This is a genomic window from Actinomadura syzygii (genome assembly GCF_008085905.1).
Taxonomy (GTDB): domain Bacteria; phylum Actinomycetota; class Actinomycetes; order Streptosporangiales; family Streptosporangiaceae; genus Spirillospora; species Spirillospora syzygii.
In genome coordinates, this window is sequence record NZ_VSFF01000012.1 from 190947 (window position 1) to 207651 (window position 16705).

Annotated in this window: 13 protein-coding genes and 1 CRISPR repeat array; of the genes, 10 read left to right on the forward strand and 3 right to left on the reverse strand. The window is 70.2% G+C overall.

The genetic code is table 11. From position 1 onward, the window contains the following. Nucleotides 1-3: 3 nt before the first annotated feature. The 3 genes from cas1e to FXF65_RS30890 all read left to right on the forward strand — a co-directional run bounded on the left by cas1e (nucleotide 4) and on the right by FXF65_RS30890 (nucleotide 4910). The gene (cas1e, locus tag FXF65_RS30880) at nucleotides 4-957 is read left to right on the forward strand and encodes a type I-E CRISPR-associated endonuclease Cas1e (RefSeq protein WP_148353582.1); all 954 of its coding nucleotides are present in this window, start codon (nucleotides 4-6) and stop codon (nucleotides 955-957) included. Beyond that, on the forward strand, nucleotides 954-1304 hold the full coding sequence (gene cas2e, locus FXF65_RS30885; RefSeq protein ID WP_148353583.1) for a type I-E CRISPR-associated endoribonuclease Cas2e: 351 nt from the start codon (nucleotides 954-956) through the stop codon (nucleotides 1302-1304). The genes cas1e and cas2e overlap by 4 nt, the downstream gene beginning before the upstream one ends. 78 nt (nucleotides 1305-1382) lie before the next feature. Continuing rightward, a CRISPR array of direct repeats spans nucleotides 1383-2143; the repeat unit is 29 nt; unit sequence GTGCTCCCCGCGCACGCGGGGATGGTCCC. Between the two features lie 946 nt (nucleotides 2144-3089). Further along, nucleotides 3090-4910 (forward strand): AfsR/SARP family transcriptional regulator, encoded by a 1821-nt coding sequence (locus tag FXF65_RS30890; RefSeq protein WP_148353584.1) that lies wholly within the window; start codon nucleotides 3090-3092, stop codon nucleotides 4908-4910. On the opposite strand, the gene FXF65_RS30895 is transcribed toward FXF65_RS30890, so the two are convergent. Beyond that, complete coding sequence (locus FXF65_RS30895; protein WP_222868805.1) at nucleotides 4911-5285, reverse strand: VOC family protein; 375 nt, start codon at nucleotides 5283-5285, stop codon at nucleotides 4911-4913. Nucleotides 5286-5425: 140 nt separating this feature from the next. Here FXF65_RS30895 and FXF65_RS30900 point away from each other — a divergent pair, with 140 nt between their 5' ends. From FXF65_RS30900 to FXF65_RS30915, 4 genes are all read left to right on the forward strand, one after another. Beyond that, on the forward strand, nucleotides 5426-6691 hold the full coding sequence (locus FXF65_RS30900; protein WP_148353585.1) for an ATP-grasp domain-containing protein: 1266 nt from the start codon (nucleotides 5426-5428) through the stop codon (nucleotides 6689-6691). Beyond that, nucleotides 6684-7535 carry a phytanoyl-CoA dioxygenase family protein gene (locus FXF65_RS30905; RefSeq protein WP_148353586.1) on the forward strand — a complete coding sequence of 284 codons (852 nt, stop codon included), beginning with the start codon at nucleotides 6684-6686 and terminating at the stop codon, nucleotides 7533-7535. Before FXF65_RS30900 ends, FXF65_RS30905 begins: the two co-directional genes overlap by 8 nt. 69 nt (nucleotides 7536-7604) lie before the next feature. After that, nucleotides 7605-7880, forward strand: coding sequence for a phosphopantetheine-binding protein (locus FXF65_RS30910; RefSeq protein ID WP_148353587.1), 276 nt, complete (start codon nucleotides 7605-7607; stop codon nucleotides 7878-7880). Beyond that, nucleotides 7877-9250: a TrpB-like pyridoxal phosphate-dependent enzyme gene (locus FXF65_RS30915; RefSeq protein WP_148353588.1), complete on the forward strand. Its 1374-nt coding sequence runs from the start codon at nucleotides 7877-7879 to the stop codon at nucleotides 9248-9250. The genes FXF65_RS30910 and FXF65_RS30915 overlap by 4 nt, the downstream gene beginning before the upstream one ends. Here FXF65_RS30915 and FXF65_RS30920 read toward each other — a convergent pair. Next, on the reverse strand, nucleotides 9216-10637 hold the full coding sequence (locus tag FXF65_RS30920; RefSeq protein ID WP_148353589.1) for a condensation domain-containing protein: 1422 nt from the start codon (nucleotides 10635-10637) through the stop codon (nucleotides 9216-9218). The two genes, FXF65_RS30915 and FXF65_RS30920, sit on opposite strands and share 35 nt — an antisense overlap. Nucleotides 10638-10720: 83 nt before the next feature. Next, complete coding sequence (locus tag FXF65_RS30925; protein WP_148353590.1) at nucleotides 10721-12643, reverse strand: FAD/NAD(P)-binding protein; 1923 nt, start codon at nucleotides 12641-12643, stop codon at nucleotides 10721-10723. 217 nt (nucleotides 12644-12860) lie between these two features. On the opposite strand from FXF65_RS30925, the gene FXF65_RS30930 reads away from it, so the two are divergent. Genes FXF65_RS30930 through FXF65_RS30940 form a run of 3 tightly spaced genes read left to right on the forward strand, consistent with a single transcriptional unit; the run spans nucleotide 12861 to nucleotide 16601 of the window. Then, nucleotides 12861-15218 (forward strand): lantibiotic dehydratase, encoded by a 2358-nt coding sequence (locus tag FXF65_RS30930; RefSeq protein WP_246199234.1) that lies wholly within the window; start codon nucleotides 12861-12863, stop codon nucleotides 15216-15218. Between the two features lie 37 nt (nucleotides 15219-15255). Then, complete coding sequence (locus FXF65_RS30935; protein ID WP_187412590.1) at nucleotides 15256-16107, forward strand: aspartyl/asparaginyl beta-hydroxylase domain-containing protein; 852 nt, start codon at nucleotides 15256-15258, stop codon at nucleotides 16105-16107. Between the two features lie 11 nt (nucleotides 16108-16118). After that, nucleotides 16119-16601, forward strand: a complete 483-nt coding sequence (locus FXF65_RS30940) for a VOC family protein (protein WP_148353592.1) — start codon at nucleotides 16119-16121, stop codon at nucleotides 16599-16601. The last annotated feature ends 104 nt before the right edge of the window (nucleotides 16602-16705 follow it).

Below are 16705 nucleotides of genomic sequence, written 5' to 3' on the forward strand. Positions count from 1 at the left end.
CCGATGTCCACCGTCGGTAAACGCGGCGCGTCCTCACCGCACGAACTCACTCGGATGAGCGACCGGCTCTCGTTCATCTACCTCGAACGCTGCACACTTCACCGCGAAGACAACGCCATCACCGCCGAAGACGCCGACGGCGTCACCCACATCCCGTCCGCCGCCATCGGCACCCTCCTGCTCGGCCCCGGAACCCGCGTCACCCACCAGGCCATGAGCGTCCTGGGCGACAGCGGCGCCGGCGTCGTCTGGGTCGGCGAACAAGGCGTACGGTTCTACTCCGGCGGCCGATCCCTCAACCGCTCCTCCGCCCTCGTCGAAGCCCAAGCGACGGCCTGGGCCAACCGCCGCACGCGCCTGAATGTCGCCCGCGCCATGTACAGCATGCGATTTCCCGGCGAAGACCCCTCCGGACTCAGCCGCCACGAACTCCTCGGCCGCGAAGGACGACGCGTCAAAGAGCGCTACCGCTACGAAGCCGCCCGCGTCGGCCTCACCTGGAACGGACGCCGCTACGTCCCCGGCGACTTCGACACCGGCGACACCGCCAACCAGGCCGTCACCGCCGCCGCCCAATGCATGTACGGCATCGCCCAGACCACCGTCGCCGCCCTCGGCTGCTCACCCGGCCTCGGATTCATCCACTCCGGCCACGAACTCGCCTTCGTCCTGGACATCGCCGACCTGTACAAGACCGAGATCGCCATCCCGGTCGCCTTCGACGTCGCAGCCGAAAGCCCCGACGACGTCGGCTCCCGCACCCGCCGCGCCATCCGCGACCGCGTCAACCAAGTCGGCCTCCTCAAACGCTGCGTCCACGACATCAAGTCCCTGCTAGTCCCCGACGACACCGCAGAGGATCCCACCGGCGACGACACCGATCACGTCACTTTGCAAAGCGACCACGGCATGAACATCGAGTCCGGACGCAACTACGCCGAAGACGTGCACTGGTGACCATCATCATCCTCACCAACTGCCCTGCCGGCCTGCGCGGCTTCCTCACCCGCTGGCTGATGGAGATCGCCCCTGGCGTCTTTATCGGCGGCCCCTCCGCCCGCATCAGGCAGGCCCTCTGGGACGAGGTGCACCAGTACGCCGACACCGGCCGCGCCCTGCTCTGCTACACCACCAACAACGAGCAGGGTTTCACCTTCGAAACCCGCGACCACAAATGGCATCCCATCGACCACGACGGCCTGACCCTGCTCCGCCGCCCCAAGTCCCAGCCGAGCATTTCTTCCAAGCCCCCGCCCGCGGGCTGGAGCAAGGCCTCCAAACGCCGCCGCTACGGCCGCCGCTGACCCGAGCCCGAAATGTCGGAATCTGTGAAAGTGCTCCAAAACGAGCCCAACACCCGACAAACCCGCAGGTCAGCCAGAGTGCTCCCCGCGCACGCGGGGATGGTCCCGGGAAGCTCGACGCCCGGATCAGGGAAGCCGTGTGCTCCCCGCGCACGCGGGGATGGTCCCTGGCCCAGGTGTTCCACGGAACACCGCCGAAGGTGCTCCCCGCGCACGCGGGGATGGTCCCGCGACTCTTCGCCCAATGCCTGGCCCTGGCTCGTGCTCCCCGCGCACGCGGGGATGGTCCCGGCGCTACTCCCTGGAAGAGGCAGTAGCGGAAGTGCTCCCCGCGCACGCGGGGATGGTCCCGGAACGAACGTGTTCTCGTACTGGGTGTGGAAGTGCTCCCCGCGCACGCGGGGATGGTCCCTGGTAGTAGAGCTGGCGCAGGGTCAGGTCGAAGTGCTCCCCGCGCACGCGGGGATGGTCCCAGCGACGACCCGACTTGGTAAGGGGGGTGTCCGTGCTCCCCGCGCACGCGGGGATGGTCCCCGGATCGTGTGTCCGGACGCCGAGTTCGGGTCGTGCTCCCCGCGCACGCGGGGATGGTCCCGTGTCTCCCTTGCCACTATCTAACGCGGCGCGGTGCTCCCCGCGCACGCGGGGATGGTCCCGTGTGCGGGTACACGCCACTGACCGCCGCGCCGTGCTCCCCGCGCACGCGGGGATGGTCCCTTCAGGTACCTCAGGTTCCCCAGGTCGAAGGAGTGCTCCCCGCGCACGCGGGGATGGTCCCACCCCCGGACATGCGAAAACCCCCGGGCCGCGGTGCTCCCCGCGCACGCGGGGATGGTCCCAACTATCAGCTGGCGGTAGAGGCGGTGAAGGAGTGCTCTCCGCGCGGGGATGATCCGCGATCTACGCTGAGACGTTGCCCTACGCCGGGGTGCGTCCCGCGCATGGGGGGAGGTCTCAAATACATGATCGAAGAGGACTGGCAGGCCACTACCCAGGCTCATTCATTGGGCACCTCGACGCTCTTGTCGGTGTCGGCGTGCCGCCCCACACCCTGAGGCTGCTGCGCCACCATCGCGCTGCGGCCTGCTAAGCGGCAGGTCGGCCCGCCGCACGGCCGCGTTCCAGGCCGTCCTTGCCGCTGTGGCGCGGGACACTGCTGCGATCGGTGCTCATGCTCACGCCCGACTCGCCGTCTCTGCGCGCTCGGATCAGCTTGAGCGAAGCGAAGACTGAGGGCGTCCGATCAACACAGAGAGCTGACATCTCGGGCGCATCTATGCAATTGCCTCACGGTGACATCGAAGCCCCTACCAGACGGGTTTGGCCGGGAATGCAATATTCCGGTAAAGCGAGGGTCACGCCGAGTATTATTTTGATTTTGGGACCTGCGATTGGCGCTGTGTCAGCAGGGCCGATATTTACTCGATGAAGTCAAGTATGTTCAGATACCAGTCGAGCATGCATAGTGGAACCTGGCCGGCCACACATACCCGGCTGCGAGGTCACAGTGCTGGACGAGGGCCGTCGGCCCCGGCTCCGGCCGCTTGGGGAAGGGGTGATCGCTGTCTGCTTGGCTGCCCCCACCGCCGCGAATGGATTTAGGTTAGACGCCGTCCCCGTACCCGGTTCCGGCGGTGCCCCCTCCTTCGAGACGGCTCCCAGATCAGCGGAACGCTGAACCCTTCGCTGCTTCATTAGTTTCATTCATCGGTCGGCCGTGCCTGCGGCAAAGTGCAGAACGGCGTTCTCGTATGGTGTGTTAAGCGTGTCTGCGAAAGATTCCACATGAGGTATTACGTGTTGGGCCCCCTCGAAGTCATCGGTCCCGGCGGACTCCCGATCGTCATCAACGCCAAACGTATCCGCGCGCTACTCGCCATCCTTCTTCTGCACCCCGGGAAAGTGGTCACGCTTGATCGGATCATCGACGGCATCTGGGACGATGCGCCCCCGCGTTCAGCGGTGGAGAACGTCCGCACCTACACCTGTCAGCTACGCACGATCCTGCGGCGATCGGGTCACCGCGACAGGCTGGACAGCCACCCGGGCGGCTACCGGCTCCACACCCACCCCGAAGAGTTGGATCTTCAACGTTTCACGACGCTAGTCGGCAATGGGCAGCTTGCGCTGCGGTCGGGCGGCTACGCCAACGCCGTCACCTTGCTGGGCGACGCGATCGGGCTGTGGCGGGGCACGCCGCTGGCTGAACTTGAACTGGGCGCCGAGATGCGCGCCAAGACCGTGGCCTTGGAGGAGTTGCGCTGGCAGGCGCAGACCGACTGGATCAACGCGAGGCTGGCCCTCGGCGAACGGGCGGGCCTGGTGGCCCCGCTCCAGGAGCTGATCGGTGAACGGCCGCTCGACGAGGGCCTGTGGTGTTCGCTGGTGATGGTCCTGCACGCGATCGGCCGGACGAGCGAGGCGCTGGCGGCGTTCGCCCAGGCCAGGGAACGGCTGGTCAGGGAACTCGGAGTGGAGCCGGGCCCGGCGCTGCGCAAGGTCCACGCCGCCGTGCTGGAGGGCGCGGCGGTCCTGGACGTGTCCTGGCCGGAGCGGAGGTGGACGACGTCCGCGGTGCTGACGCCGCGCCAGCTTCCAGGGGTCCCGACCCTCATCGGCCGGGACGCCGAGGTGGCGCGGGTCCGCGCGCTGGTCGACCGGACGGACCGCGGCGCGGTCGACCACGTGCCGACCGTGCTGGTCTCCGGAGTGCCGGGAGTCGGCAAGAGCGCCACCGCGGTCGCCGCGGGACGGGCCGTGTGCGGCGCCCATCCCGACGGTGAGATCTACCTCGATCTGCGGGGATCGACGGCCGAGCCCCGGTCGCCCAGCGACGCGATCGCCGAGCTGCTGGGCACTCTCGGGCTGATGCCGGAGGCGATCCCGCGGTCCTGGGACGGCCGGCAGGCCCTCTACCGGTCCGTGCTCGCCGAGCGGCGTGCGCTCATCGTGCTGGACGACGCGGCCGACGCGAATCAGGTGATCTCCCTGCTGCCGGGTCTCGGCCGGAGCCTGCTGATCGTGACGAGTCGGCGGTGGCTGGTCGGCATCCGCGCCGACGTGCATCTGGCCCTGGAGCCGCTGTCGGTGAGCGCCGCGGTGCAGATGCTGAGCCACCTGATCGGCGTGGACCGCACCGAGCGGGAGTACGCGGCGGCGACGGCCATCGTCGAGGCGTGCGGTCGGCTGCCGGCCGCGATCCGGATCGTCGGAGCCAGGCTGGCAGCGCGGCCCCGCCACCCGCTGCGCTTCCTCGCCGAGAACCTGCGCGACGGGGAGCGGGTGCTCGACGAACTCGTCGTGGACGGCATGTCCCTGCGGCGGCTGTTCGACACCAGCCGCCAGGCCTTGGACCCGGCCTGCCGCAGGGCGTTCGGCATGTGCGGGCGGCTGGCGTCCGACCGCATCACGGCGGCGGATCTCGGCGCCGCGCTGGGGCTCCCGGCCTTCGCCGCCGATCGCCTGCTGGAGCGGCTCGTCCACGAGGGGCTGCTGATCTCACGTGAGCCCGAGTCCGGCGTCCCGACCTATCATCTGCCGAGAATTCTCGGTCTTTACGCTCGGGAATGCTTCGCCCGCGACGTCGAGCGGGAGAAGGCGGGATAGTCAGAGGAAAAGGCAGAACGGGTGACCGGCCGGATCCAGCATCACCCGGACGTCCGGCTGCGGCTGATAGTCGGCGAGCACGGCTCCCGATTCGACGGCCCACGCGACGGCCGCGTCGAGATCTTCGACGGCTATGTCGAGGTGTTCCATGATCTGCTGCCTGCCCGGCGCGGTCGGCCACGTCGGCCGCGCGTAGTCGGCGTCGTATTCGAAGTTCAGTGTCGGCCCCCTTTCGCCCGCGGGCGGGCGTATCTTTGCCCAGCCGGACTCGGGCGGTTCGCCCGGTTCGGGCTCTTCCACATCGGCCACGGGCCAGCCCAGCAGCCGCGCATAGAATGCCGCCAGCTCGCGCGGATTCGGCGCGCTGATGGTCACGGACGTGACGTCCATCCGCACTCTGCGATCACGATTCACCGGCCCCACGATAGAGCTTCACCGCCCACTTGTGACGCTGGCCGCCCGGCCATAGCCGGGATGTATCACGCCTGTACTCGTGTTGAGCAGCATTTGATCTCATGAGCGCTGGACATGTCGGGGCGCGGCGTTCCCGTCCCCGGCTCCTTGTGGTGGGCGCGAGCACGATGCGCGACCACGCATTCGCCGTCTGGCGGGAGTTGGGATTGGAGATCGTGCTGGCCGACGGCTATTCCGGCGGACGGTACGAACACCTCGTCCACCATTTCGTCGCGCTCGACCCGCGCGACGGCTCGGCCGCCGTGACGGAGTTGACCGAACTGGCGCGCACGTGCGACGGCGTCGTCACCCTGGCCGACAACTCCCAACTGACGGCCGCCCAGGTCGCGCACGACGCAGGACTTCCCGGAATCGGGCCCGAGATCGCCTTGATCGCCCGCTCCAAACTGCTCCAACGCCGGGTCGGTGAACGGCGCGGGCTGTCTACGCCGCGCTGGCGGCAGGTCTCCGGCGCCGACGACCTCGACGCCTTCTACGACGGCCGCTCCGGCTGGAGCGTCCTGAAACCGGTCGACTGCGCGGGCAGCGCGGGAGTGCTCCAGGTCGCCGACGCCGCCGAGGCACGCCGCCAGTGGCCGGTGGTCCGCTCGTTGTCGCCCTCGCGCACGGTGGTCATCGAGGAGTTCGTGGGCGGACGGGAGGTCTGCGTCGACGCGGTCGTCCTGGACGGGGTGCCCGCCTTCGTCTCGGTGTGCGACGCCGAGTACGTCGGGCCGGACGGGTTCATCGCCGTGTCCGCCACGTACGCCGCCGTCCAGCCGGACCGCGAGACCGCCACGTCCGAGATCGGGCTGGTCGCGGACGCCTACGGGCTGCGAGACGGCGTGATGCAGGCCGAATTCAAGATCGACGACGGCCGGTGGACGCTGCTGGAGGTCACCTTCCGTCCGGGCGGTGCGCTGGTGCCCGAACTGACGGAGCGGGTCACCGGGATCGACCTGTACGAAGCTCAGGCGCAGCTGGCCCTGGGCCGGACGCCGCCGCTCCCCGAGCCGGACGCCGCCTGGTCGCCGGTGCCGTTCGCGGAGGTGCGCTTCCTGGTCGGCAGCGGGCCGGTCCGCAGGTTCGTCCCGCCGGCGACCGTCATCGCCGGGCTGCCCGACGTGAAGATCGTCAACCAGCTCGTCCTGCCCGGCCAGCGGGCGCGCCTCCCGGTGAGCGAGGAGGGCCGCGCGGGATACGCGGTCGGCTGGGGAGCCGACCGCGACCGGCTCGACCGGCAGCTGCGCGAGGCCACCGGCAGGCTCGGCCGGGAGATGGGCATCGTCGAACACCCCGACCGCCGATCGGAGGCGGCCCATGCGTGACGAGCTGAGCTCGGCGCAGATCGACTCCTACCGCGAGAACGGATTCCTCGTCGTCGACGGTTTCCTGGACGACGCGGAGACGCGGCACTGGCGGACGGTCCTTGAGGACGCGGTCCGCGAGCGCGGCGACGCCCGGCTTCCGAGCGAACCGGACGAGCCGCGGGCCGACGAGGCCGGGGAGCCTCAGCCGTTGTCCGGACTGCGGTTGCGCGAAGCCCTCGCCAAGCACAGCCGGGCCTGGGTGCGGGTGCTGTCCCAGCACGTGAACCTCTGGCAGACCGACGTGAGGGTGCGCGATCTGGTCCTCGATCCCAGGCTCGGACGGATGGCGTGCGACCTGGCCGACGTCGACGGCGTCCGGATCTGGCACGACCAGACCATGTTCAAGCCCGCGTGGGGAGAACCCACGGGCTGGCACACCGACACCCCGGTGTTCTCCTTCACCCATCCGGGCGCGTCCACGTTCTGGATCGCGCTCGTCGACGCCGACCTGCGCAACGGGTGCATGCACTACCTGCCGGGCAGCCACAAGGCGCGCGTGACGACCAAGAGCAACATGCGGCTGGACGGCCTTCGCCACCTCAATCCCGAGTGGGAGTTCGCCGAGCCCGTCCCGTGCCCGGTCCGGGCCGGCTCGCTCATCGTCCACGGAGGCGACACCGCGCACGCGGCGGGCGCCAACATGACCCCGCTACCGCGACCCGCGTTCGCGATCTCCTGGATGCCGGCGGGCGCCACGTTCAACGGGACGCCGAACATCCTCCCCAGGCGGTTGCTCGCCGCGCTCAAGGTGGGCGACTCCCTCGACATCGATGCTCAATGCCCGCTCGTCTACAGCCGATGACACCGGCGGTGCGCCGCGCGATGACGGCGCGTCTCCGTCCCGTCCCGATTCGCGAGGGTGAGACATCACATGAACGACCAAGAACTGCGCCAGATCGTCGTGGAGGCTGTGGACCAGGTGCGGCAGGGCGGTGACGGGGACGGTGACCACGACGGCGACCAGCCGGGCGACGAGCTGGACCTGACCTCGCTGGAACTGGTCCGGCTGCTGGTCAATCTCGAAGAGCTGCTGGACATCGACCTCGACGACGCCGCCATCATGAACGGCCGCCTGGACACCGTCGACGACATCGTCGCGCTGATGCGCCAGTCGTTGACGGTGTCGGCCATGGACCTGTCCGAATGACCGAGGTCCCCGGCGCCTGGTACAACGTCCTGCCCGATCTGGGTTTCGAGCTGCCGCCCGATGTGCCACCGCCGGGACGCTCAGGCTCCCCGCGAACCACGCCACGGACCACCACCCTGCGGGTGCCGCCCGCGCTGATCCGGCAGGAGGTCGGTGGGAAGTCCTGGATTCCGATCCCGGACGAGGTGGCGCAGCGCTACCGGCAGTGGCGGCCGACGCCGCTGCGCCGCGCGGCGGCGTTCGAGCGGGCGCTCGGCACCCGGTGCGCGATCTTCTACAAGTACGAGGGCGGAAATCTCAGCGGCAGCCACAAGCTCAACAGCGCGGTCGCGCAGGCGTACTACTACCGGCGCGCCGGCGCCACCCGGCTCGTCGTCGGCACCGGGGCCGGGCAGTGGGGCACGGCCGTGGCCGCCGCGTGCGCCATGTTCGGGCTCGCCTGCACGGTGTACATGGTGCGCTCCAGCTATGCCGACAAGCCGTACCGCCGCACCATGATGGAGATGCTCGGCGCGTCGGTGCTGCCCAGCCCGTCCGACCGGACGGAGGTCGGGCGCCGGGCGCGCGCCGACGGTCAGGAGCAGGGCAGCCTCTCGATCGCGCTGGCGGAGGCGCTGACCGACGCGCGGGAGCCCGGCGGCTACTTCTGCACGGGCAGCGGTGAGACGTACACGATCCTCCACCAGACCGTCATCGGCCTGGAGGCCGCCGCCCAGCTCGCCGAGGCGGGCCGCGCTCCGGACGTCGTGATCGCCTCGCTCGGCGCCGGAAGCAACTTCGGCGGGCTGTGCATGCCGTTCATCGGCCCGGCGGACGGTCCGCGTCCGCGCTGCGTGGCGGTGGAGCCCGCGGCGTGCCCGACCCTGACCCGAGGGCGGTACGCCTACGACTTCACCGACGCGTCGCGGAGCACGCCCTTGCAGAAGATGTACACACTGGGCCACACCTTCGCGCCCGAGCGGATTCACGCGGGCGGCCTGCGGTATCACGGCGCGTCCAAACTCGTCAGCGCTCTGTACGACCGGAAACTGATCGAGGCGGCGGCCCACCCGCAGCGGGCGGTGTTCGCCAGCGCCGTCGAGTTCGCCAAGGCCGAGGGGGTCCTGCCCGCGCCGGAGAGCGCGCATGCCGTGCACGGCGCGGTCGTCGAAGCGCGGCGGGCCGACGACGAGGGCGTTCGCCGCACGATCCTGCTCGGCGTCAGCGGCCACGGACTCCTCGACATGGCGGCTTATGCGGCCTTCCACGACGGCACTATGCGCGACTCCGCGGCGGCTCCTGAGCGGATCGCGGCCGCGCTGGACCGGCTGCCCGCCCAGCCGGCCGCTGTCGGCGTCAGCGCGCGTCTCGGAGCGCGTACCGTTCGCTGAGCTCCCGCATCGTCGTCTCCGGAGAGGCCGCCATCTCCTCGACGACCCACAGGTAGGAGTCCATGTAGGACTTCATCTCCTCGTGGGCGTACATCTCGCCGTTGTAGATGAGCGCGCACCCGTCCCGTTCGGGGTAGACCTCCATGCTCGGGCCGCAGTACGCCGTCCACACGTCCTGCTGGGCGGACGGTAAGGTCCCCGCGTGCAGCGTGGGTGTGCTGCCGCCCGCGGGTTCGCGGCCGGGCAGCAGTGGTGCTCGCACACGCATTCCCGCCAGCGTGATGTCGGAGTCGCCGAACGCGGCGGCGTAGAAGTTTCCGTGGCACAGGTCGCTGTCGGGCCAGGGACGCTGCGAGTCGAAGGCGGGATTGATCGCGCGGGCCAGTGATGTGTAGGGCACCAGGTTGGACATCGCCTCCACCATCGCCGCATGGGTTCTCCGGATTGCCTCGTGCAAAGACGTCCCAGGCGTGAGCGTCGTGACCACGTAAGGGTCGACCGTGCAGGGGAGCGGCGACCGGCGTTCGCGCCTGCTCGCCCGGCCGAGCGTCACGGTGCTCAGGACCGTCCGCTCTTGCCCGGTTTCCAGCGACAGTAGGGCGTGGTACGCGGCCATCAGCACCATGTAGACGGTCGTCCGCGACTGCCACGCGCGGCGGCTGAGCGTCGCCAGCAGCTCCGGCGTGAAGGTGACGTCGATCCGGTCGCGGGTGAGTACCGAGGTCCGCGCGGTGGTGCGCGCCTGGAACAGCGAACCGTCCGGCAGCGGGAGCAACCGCTCGCGCCAAAACTCCAGCCTGTCCCCGCTGGGCTCCATCCGGTGGCGTTGGATCGCGTCCATCTGCGCGAACGACAGCGCGGGTTCGGGCGGCGCGGCGGTGCCGACGTGCGCCGCGTACCCGGCCAGCAGGTCCTCCACCAGCGCCTTGGTGGCCCAGCCGTCGGCGATGGCCTCCGACAAGCACACATTGAGGAAATGGCGGTCCGCAGCGAGCCGGACGAACCAGGCGTGCCAGGCCGGGCCGCGCAGCAGGTCGAAACTGCGGTTGTTCTCCCAATACACCAGTTCGGCGATGCGGTCGTGCTGCGCGGCGGTGCCGAGCGCGGACAGATCCAGGTACTCCACCTGCGGTTCGGCCGCTGCCTCGATCCGCATCCGGGGCTCGTAGTCGATCGTGTCGAAGACCAGCCGCAGCGCGTCCTGGCGCCGGGTGACGTCGGCGAAGGCGAGTTTGACGGCCTCATAGTCCATGGGCGCATCGATGAACCGGCTGTCCACGACGATGAACCGGGACGCGCCCGGAGCGTCGGGCGACAGCCCGCACATCAGTTCCCAATGGCTTTCCTGGGCCGGGAGCAGTCCGGCGGACTGGACGTGCTCGGTCATAGGGCATCACGCACGGAGATCACCTCGGCTGTCGCAACGTACGGGCTCGGGTCGGCCGGGCTCGCCGCCGGCCCACGGCCGGGTCAGACCGGCAGGTCGGCGAGCGCGGCCGTGACGCAGCGATGCGCGTCGTGGACGGGACGGGAGAACTGGGCCGGTGACGGGACCTGGTTGTTGTAGTAGGTGGCTCCCTCGCAGAGCGGGCCGAGCACCCACATGTGCGTGTCCGGCTGCCCGTCGACGGCCCGTGGGTGCTGGTCGCGGTCGATGTCGATCCCGCTCGGCCGGCCGCTCTCGGGCGGCAGCGGGCGGATCCGCCCGGCGCGGCGCAGCGCGGCGAGCAGCGGGCTGGCGGACGAGTCGACGCTGGGCGGCGGCACGCGCGCCCGGATCAGCCAGTCGGCCGCCGCCGAATGCGGCCGTCCGAGCCCGGTCGAGACGATCCGCCAGCGCCCCGTCCGGGCGTGCCACGACACCGCCGGAGCCGGTCCGAACGGCGCGCGCGCCACGCCCGCCGCCATGATCGCCAGCAGTTCGGCCTGCCGCTCCCACTGCGGACCGACGACCGCGCGGTTGAACAGGGAGGTCATCGGGCCGGTGAAGTAGGCGCGGGACCGGTCGGTGATGCCGTCGAAGTCGATCGCGTGCCGGATCACGTCCCGGTGGTCCTCCATGACCTCCAGCGCCGCCTTGAGCGGGCTCTCGGACAGCGGCCGGGCGCCTTCCCGCAGGTCGCTTCGCATGGCGTCGACGAGCCAGCGGGCGTACTGCGCGCTGTCCCGGCGGGCCATCCCGGCCGTGCCGTCCAGGGCCGCCCAGGCGTCGAACGCGCCGAGCCGGGTCGCCAAGGCGTCGAGCGTCCGGTGCAGCCGGGCCGGTTCCGGGTCGCGCGACAGGTCGTCGAGTATCAGCAGGACGTCGCCCAAGCGCGCGCGCCGCGCCTGAGCGCGGCGGTAGGCGATGTGCATCTCGGTGAGGAGCAGCGGGAGCACGTCGATGCGGAAGTCGAGGCGCGGTCCGCGGCTGCGACGTAGCGCGTCGATCGCGGCGGTGGTGAAGGCGACCGGCGGGTCCGCGGGGCCGTCCCGGCCGATTCTGGGCCTGACCCGGTACGGGGCGCCGGTCCTGGAGTACAGCAGCAGCACGGGCTCCGCGCCGCTCGGCAGGTACCGCATCCGTTCACCCCTACCGGAGAACCGGCCGCCTCGGCCGACCGTCAGGCAGGCGATCACGTCCATCGCGCTCAGGCCGAATCCGGCGATCGCGGCCGATTGCCCGGGCGCGATCGCGCCGGTGTCTCCGGGCAGCGGGTAGGGACTGCCGATCGTCTGTTCGCGGCCCGGCTCGTCTGGAGGGGCGTTCTCGGCGGTGTATCCGGTCGTGAGGAAGACGTGCCGGGCCAGCACGGTCGAGCCGTCGGCGCAGACGATCGAACGCTGCCCGGCGGCCTCGTCACGAATGTCGACGGCGGTCGTGGGAAGCATCGTGACCTCGACGTGGCCGCCTGCAGAGTCCAGCACCTGGCCCTTGAACCAGTGCAAGTACTCACCGAGGACATTGCGAGGCAGATAGTCGGCCGGATGCACAGGCCGACGCCGGGGCAAGGAGTCCTCCTGCGGGCCTGCGACGCCTTCGCTGACCCATTCGTACAGGCTCGGCCCTCGCCGAACGGTCCCGAGCGGCACGGTTCCCTCGTCCGGAAACATCGACACTTCCGCGCACGGCGAGTTGAGCAGGAGATAGTCAGGCAGATCCGGGGCGTGGACGCCGCAACCGGTGCCCGCCGGATCCACGACCGCCACCCGCACCGGCCCGCGCTTACCCGCCGGGCTCTTGGGCGAATCGCGGGCGAGGGTGACGACACGCTCGAGCACGCTCAGCCCGCGCGACCCGAACCCGATGATCGCGATGTCCGCGACCACGGGCGCCGCGGCGACCGTCGCGGCCGTGCCGTCCCGTACCTCCACACTTTGGTGGGCGCCTTGGTGGGCACTGCCGACTGCCATCCACCGATCCCTCCAGGAGACGGGCCGCGCGTGGCCTGGCGGCCCGCTCCACGGCGGTCCGCGCGCCCAGTGTTCCCAGGGCGGATATATGGCCCGTACACGCCAGCGGTTGTAGCCGTGCTGTAGGCGGCGGCCGGAGGCTTGCGGCAGGCCGGGTCGCTACGGCGAACCCTCCCGGTCATCTTCGGACGCAGACCGGACGCGGAAGGGCGCCGCCGTGGACGTGAGGCATCGCTTCCCACTCGGGAACACGCCGTGGACGGTGTGGCGAGAGGTGCTGCTGCGGACGACCGGATTCCCCGCCGCGGGGCTGGACCTGCTGGCGGCCCCGCAGTGCGCGGCCGCCGCGGACGCACACCTCGCCGGCACCGCCGAACCGGGCGCGTTCGCCGCCGAGTTCGACCGCGCGGTCGCCGCCAGTTCAGCCGAGTTGCGCCGCATCAGCGCCGATCCGCTGCTGCGCGAAGCGATCACCTGGCAGAACCCGCCCACCGTCGTCCTGCTCGACGCGATCGCGGGCCGGGGACCGGGCGGATCGCGCACCAGCAAATGGCGGTACCGCGAGCAGCAGTTGTCCCGTTACTGGCAGCGGTACTGCGCCAAGACCGAGACCATCGGCTTCTTCGGCCCGCTGACCTGGGCGACGCTTGATCCATCCGTGCCGGATTTCGACGCGACGCCGGGCCCGCGGCTCCTCGACCGGCGCCGCGTGTTCTTGGAGCCGTGGGCGCTGGCCGCCTACGGGGCGCGGCTCGCCGAGGACCCGGAGCTGCGGCGCGAGCTTCCGCCGACACCGATGCCGCACTTCTGGCTGGACGGCGACCTGCTGCGTCGGCCGGGGCGCGATCCCCTCACGCTGACAGAGCGGGAGACCGCGGCCCTGACGAGGTGCGACGGGCGGCGCCCGGCCGCCGGAATCGTCGCCGACCTGGTCGCGGACGCGCGGACGCCGGTCGGCACGACCGAGGAGGGCTACCAACTCCTGGCCGGCCTCGCGTCCCGCAAGCTGATCAGATGGGACGCGAACCTGCCGGTGGCCCCGCACACCGAAACCGTCCTGGACGACCGCATCGCGGCGATCGGCGATGACGGCCTGCGGCGTAGAGCATCGGAGGGGCTGCGGCGGCTGCGGGCGGCCCGCGCCGCGGTGGCCGGGGCCGCCGGCGATCCCGCGACGCTCGCCCCGGCGATGGCCGCCTTGGACGCCGAGTTCACCGCGCTGACCGGCCGGGAACCGCGCCAGCGCCTCGGCCAGACCTACGCGGGACGCGGCCTGTGCTACGAGGACACCACGCGCGACCTGCGGCTGACCGTCGGTTCCCGCGTCATCGACGCGATGGCCCCGGCACTGGCGCTGGTGATGCAGATCGCGCGCTGGCTGACCGCCGACATCGCGGCCGCCTACGAACGGGAGCTGCTGCGGCTGGTGGAGAAGGGACCGGGCGGGCCCGTCCGGCTCAGCGACATCTGGTACCCGGCGATCGAGCTGGTCTCCGGTCGCGGCGCAGGGCCGGTCGACGACGGGCTGGAGGAGCTCGTCTCCCGATGGCGGACGCTGTTCGGGTTGCCGCGCCTCCCCGAGTCGCAGCGAAGGGTCGAATTCACGAGCGCCGGATTGGCGGGCCGGGTCGCGGAGTTGTTCGCCGCCGATCGGCCGGGCTGGTCGGCCGCACGCGTTCACAGCCCGGACCTGCACATCTGCGCCGAGTCGGTGGAGAACGTCAACCGCGGCGACTACCTGGTGGTGCTCGGCGAGCTGCACGTGGCCAGCGGAACGCTGTGCGACCGGGCCGTGAACTGGCCCAAGGCCGAGCCCGGCCGGATGCTGGAGGCGATGGTGCGGGACTTCGGCCGTCCCCGGATGGTGCCGTTGCTGCCGCTCACCTGGTCCAAGTACGCGGGACGGCTGGTGTACGCCGAGCCCGCGCCGGACGACTGGAACATCGCCTTCACCCGCACCGGCGGCGTCGACACCCACCGGCTGGTCCCGACCGAGGCCGTCACCGTCGAGGTCGTGGACGGTCGGCCGGTCGCCACACTGCCGACCGGTGAACGGGTGCCCGCGATCGAGCTGTTCGGGATGTTCTTGTCCACGGTCGTCGCCGACGCGTTCAAAGGCGTGACGCAAGGTCCGCACACGCCGCGGGTGACCGTCGACCGGCTCGTGGTCACGCGGGAGACCTGGCGCATGACCGCCGCGCAACTCGCCGGGCTCACCGTGCGCGGCGACGAACCCGGCCAGTACCTGGCCGGGCGCCGGCTGGTGGCCGAGCACGGACTGCCCGACCGGTGCTTCGCGAAGATCGCCACCGAGAGCAAGCCGGTGTACGTGGACTTCACCAGCCCCGCCTTCGTCGCCTCGTTCGGTTCCGCGGTCCGCGCGGCGGCCGCCGCGCACGGCGAACGTACCGAGGTCGCCGTCAGCGAGATGCTGCCGACACAGGAGCAGACCTGGGTGCCCGACCAGGAGGGCCGCACCTATTTCGGAGAACTGCGGCTGCAGGTGACCGATCCCGCATACGCCGACACAGTCGACCGTACCGCCGATGTATCAGCCGCATACGAGCGCCACTGAGCATGTCGTGTGGCGCGTTGACCGGGAGGGAATGACCATGCGTACCCAAATGCTGGGGCGGATCTCGATCGACCGGTCTCGCGTTCAAGACGAGCTGGAACTCGGCAGGGATTTCCACTACGCCGAGCAATACCCTGAATTCCAGAGCGGCCAGCCGTGGAAGACCTGCATGATCTGGTCGTGCGGCGGGGAGGTCGGCGACGGCGTCATCGCCCATTACGACACCAGCCTGCCGGCGCAGCCGACGGTCTACGGGAAACAGCTGCCGTATCTGCGGCGGTTGATCGAGGAGTCGGTCGTCGTCGAGCATCTGCGCTTCGCGCGGCTGGTGGTGATGACCGATGCCGTGCTGCTCCCGCACCGCGACTTCCTGGAGTTCACCGACAAACCGACCGCGGCGCGCGCGGCGCACCGGCTGCACGTCCCGCTGACCACCGACGAGACCTGCCTGTTCATGGAGGACGGCACCGTCTACCGGATGTTCCCCGGTGAGCTGTGGTCCTTGGACGTCTCCAGAATGCACAGCGCCGCGGTGCTGTCCGACATTCGCCGGGTGCACCTGATCATGGACTTCGCGGACCTGCCCGATCACGCGCTGCTGCGGATCGAGCGGAACCCGGTCCAGGGCATCCCCGAACCGAACCTGGTGCACCGGCCGAAGCTCACCGACGAGCAGCGGACGGCGATCCGCGCGCTCGCCGGAGTCGTCGACCTCGAGAACCTGAACGAGGTGTTCGGCATCGTGATCCGCAAGAGCTACCGGGCGGACGGCGGCGAGCGGTTCGCCTGGGACGCGATGAGCGAGATCGCCCGGGACGCCGAAGACCCGGCCGTCGGCGCACGGATCGAGGAGCTGTACAAAGTGTGCGCCCTGGAAAGGAATGAGTGAGGCCGACTCGCATGTCCAACCAGAAAGCACATCCCTTCCCCGAGCCCCTTCCGGTGTTCCATCACATCGCCGTACAGACGAATGACCTGGAGAACTCCCAGAAGTGGTACGAGGCGTTCTTCGGCGCCCGCCCGACCTTCACGCAGGAGATCTTCTCCGACCTGACCAACGGCCGGTTGCCCGGCATCAGGCGGCTGGTGGAAATGACGGTCGGCACCGTGCGGATCCACCTGTTCGAACGCGAAGGGCGCCCGGCCCCGGCACCGGGCGAGAGCGTCACCCAGTACCAGCACCTCTGCCTCGCCGTGAGCGACCCACAGGATCTGGTGACGATACGACGGCACTGGATCGACCTGTTCGAATCAGGCCGCTTCGATTTCGCGGTGAAGGACCCACCCAGCCCCATCGTCGTCGACGACGGCGTCAGCAGTTTCTACACATTCGACGTCAACGGCTTGGAATTCGAGTTCACTCATGTCCCGCGAGCGGCCTAGCCATGACCATGCTCCGTGGCCCGTCCTGACGGGCCGTCCGTCACCGCGGCGCTGGGACTTCGGTGGTCGCCCCTTCGGTGTGGAGCCCCTGACGCTTCCGCCGC

Coding starts and splice junctions, on each gene's coding strand:
- cas1e (WP_148353582.1), top strand. CDS start 4: ATGTCCACCGTCGGTAAACGCGGCGCGTCCTCACCGCACGAACTCACT.
- FXF65_RS30890 (WP_148353584.1), top strand. CDS start 3,090: ATGAGGTATTACGTGTTGGGCCCCCTCGAAGTCATCGGTCCCGGCGGA.
- FXF65_RS30900 (WP_148353585.1), top strand. CDS start 5,426: ATGAGCGCTGGACATGTCGGGGCGCGGCGTTCCCGTCCCCGGCTCCTT.
- FXF65_RS30905 (WP_148353586.1), top strand. CDS start 6,684: ATGCGTGACGAGCTGAGCTCGGCGCAGATCGACTCCTACCGCGAGAAC.
- FXF65_RS30910 (WP_148353587.1), top strand. CDS start 7,605: ATGAACGACCAAGAACTGCGCCAGATCGTCGTGGAGGCTGTGGACCAG.
- FXF65_RS30915 (WP_148353588.1), top strand. CDS start 7,877: ATGACCGAGGTCCCCGGCGCCTGGTACAACGTCCTGCCCGATCTGGGT.
- FXF65_RS30920 (WP_148353589.1), bottom strand. CDS start 10,637: ATGACCGAGCACGTCCAGTCCGCCGGACTGCTCCCGGCCCAGGAAAGC.
- FXF65_RS30925 (WP_148353590.1), bottom strand. CDS start 12,643: ATGGCAGTCGGCAGTGCCCACCAAGGCGCCCACCAAAGTGTGGAGGTA.
- FXF65_RS30935 (WP_187412590.1), top strand. CDS start 15,256: ATGCGTACCCAAATGCTGGGGCGGATCTCGATCGACCGGTCTCGCGTT.
- FXF65_RS30940 (WP_148353592.1), top strand. CDS start 16,119: ATGTCCAACCAGAAAGCACATCCCTTCCCCGAGCCCCTTCCGGTGTTC.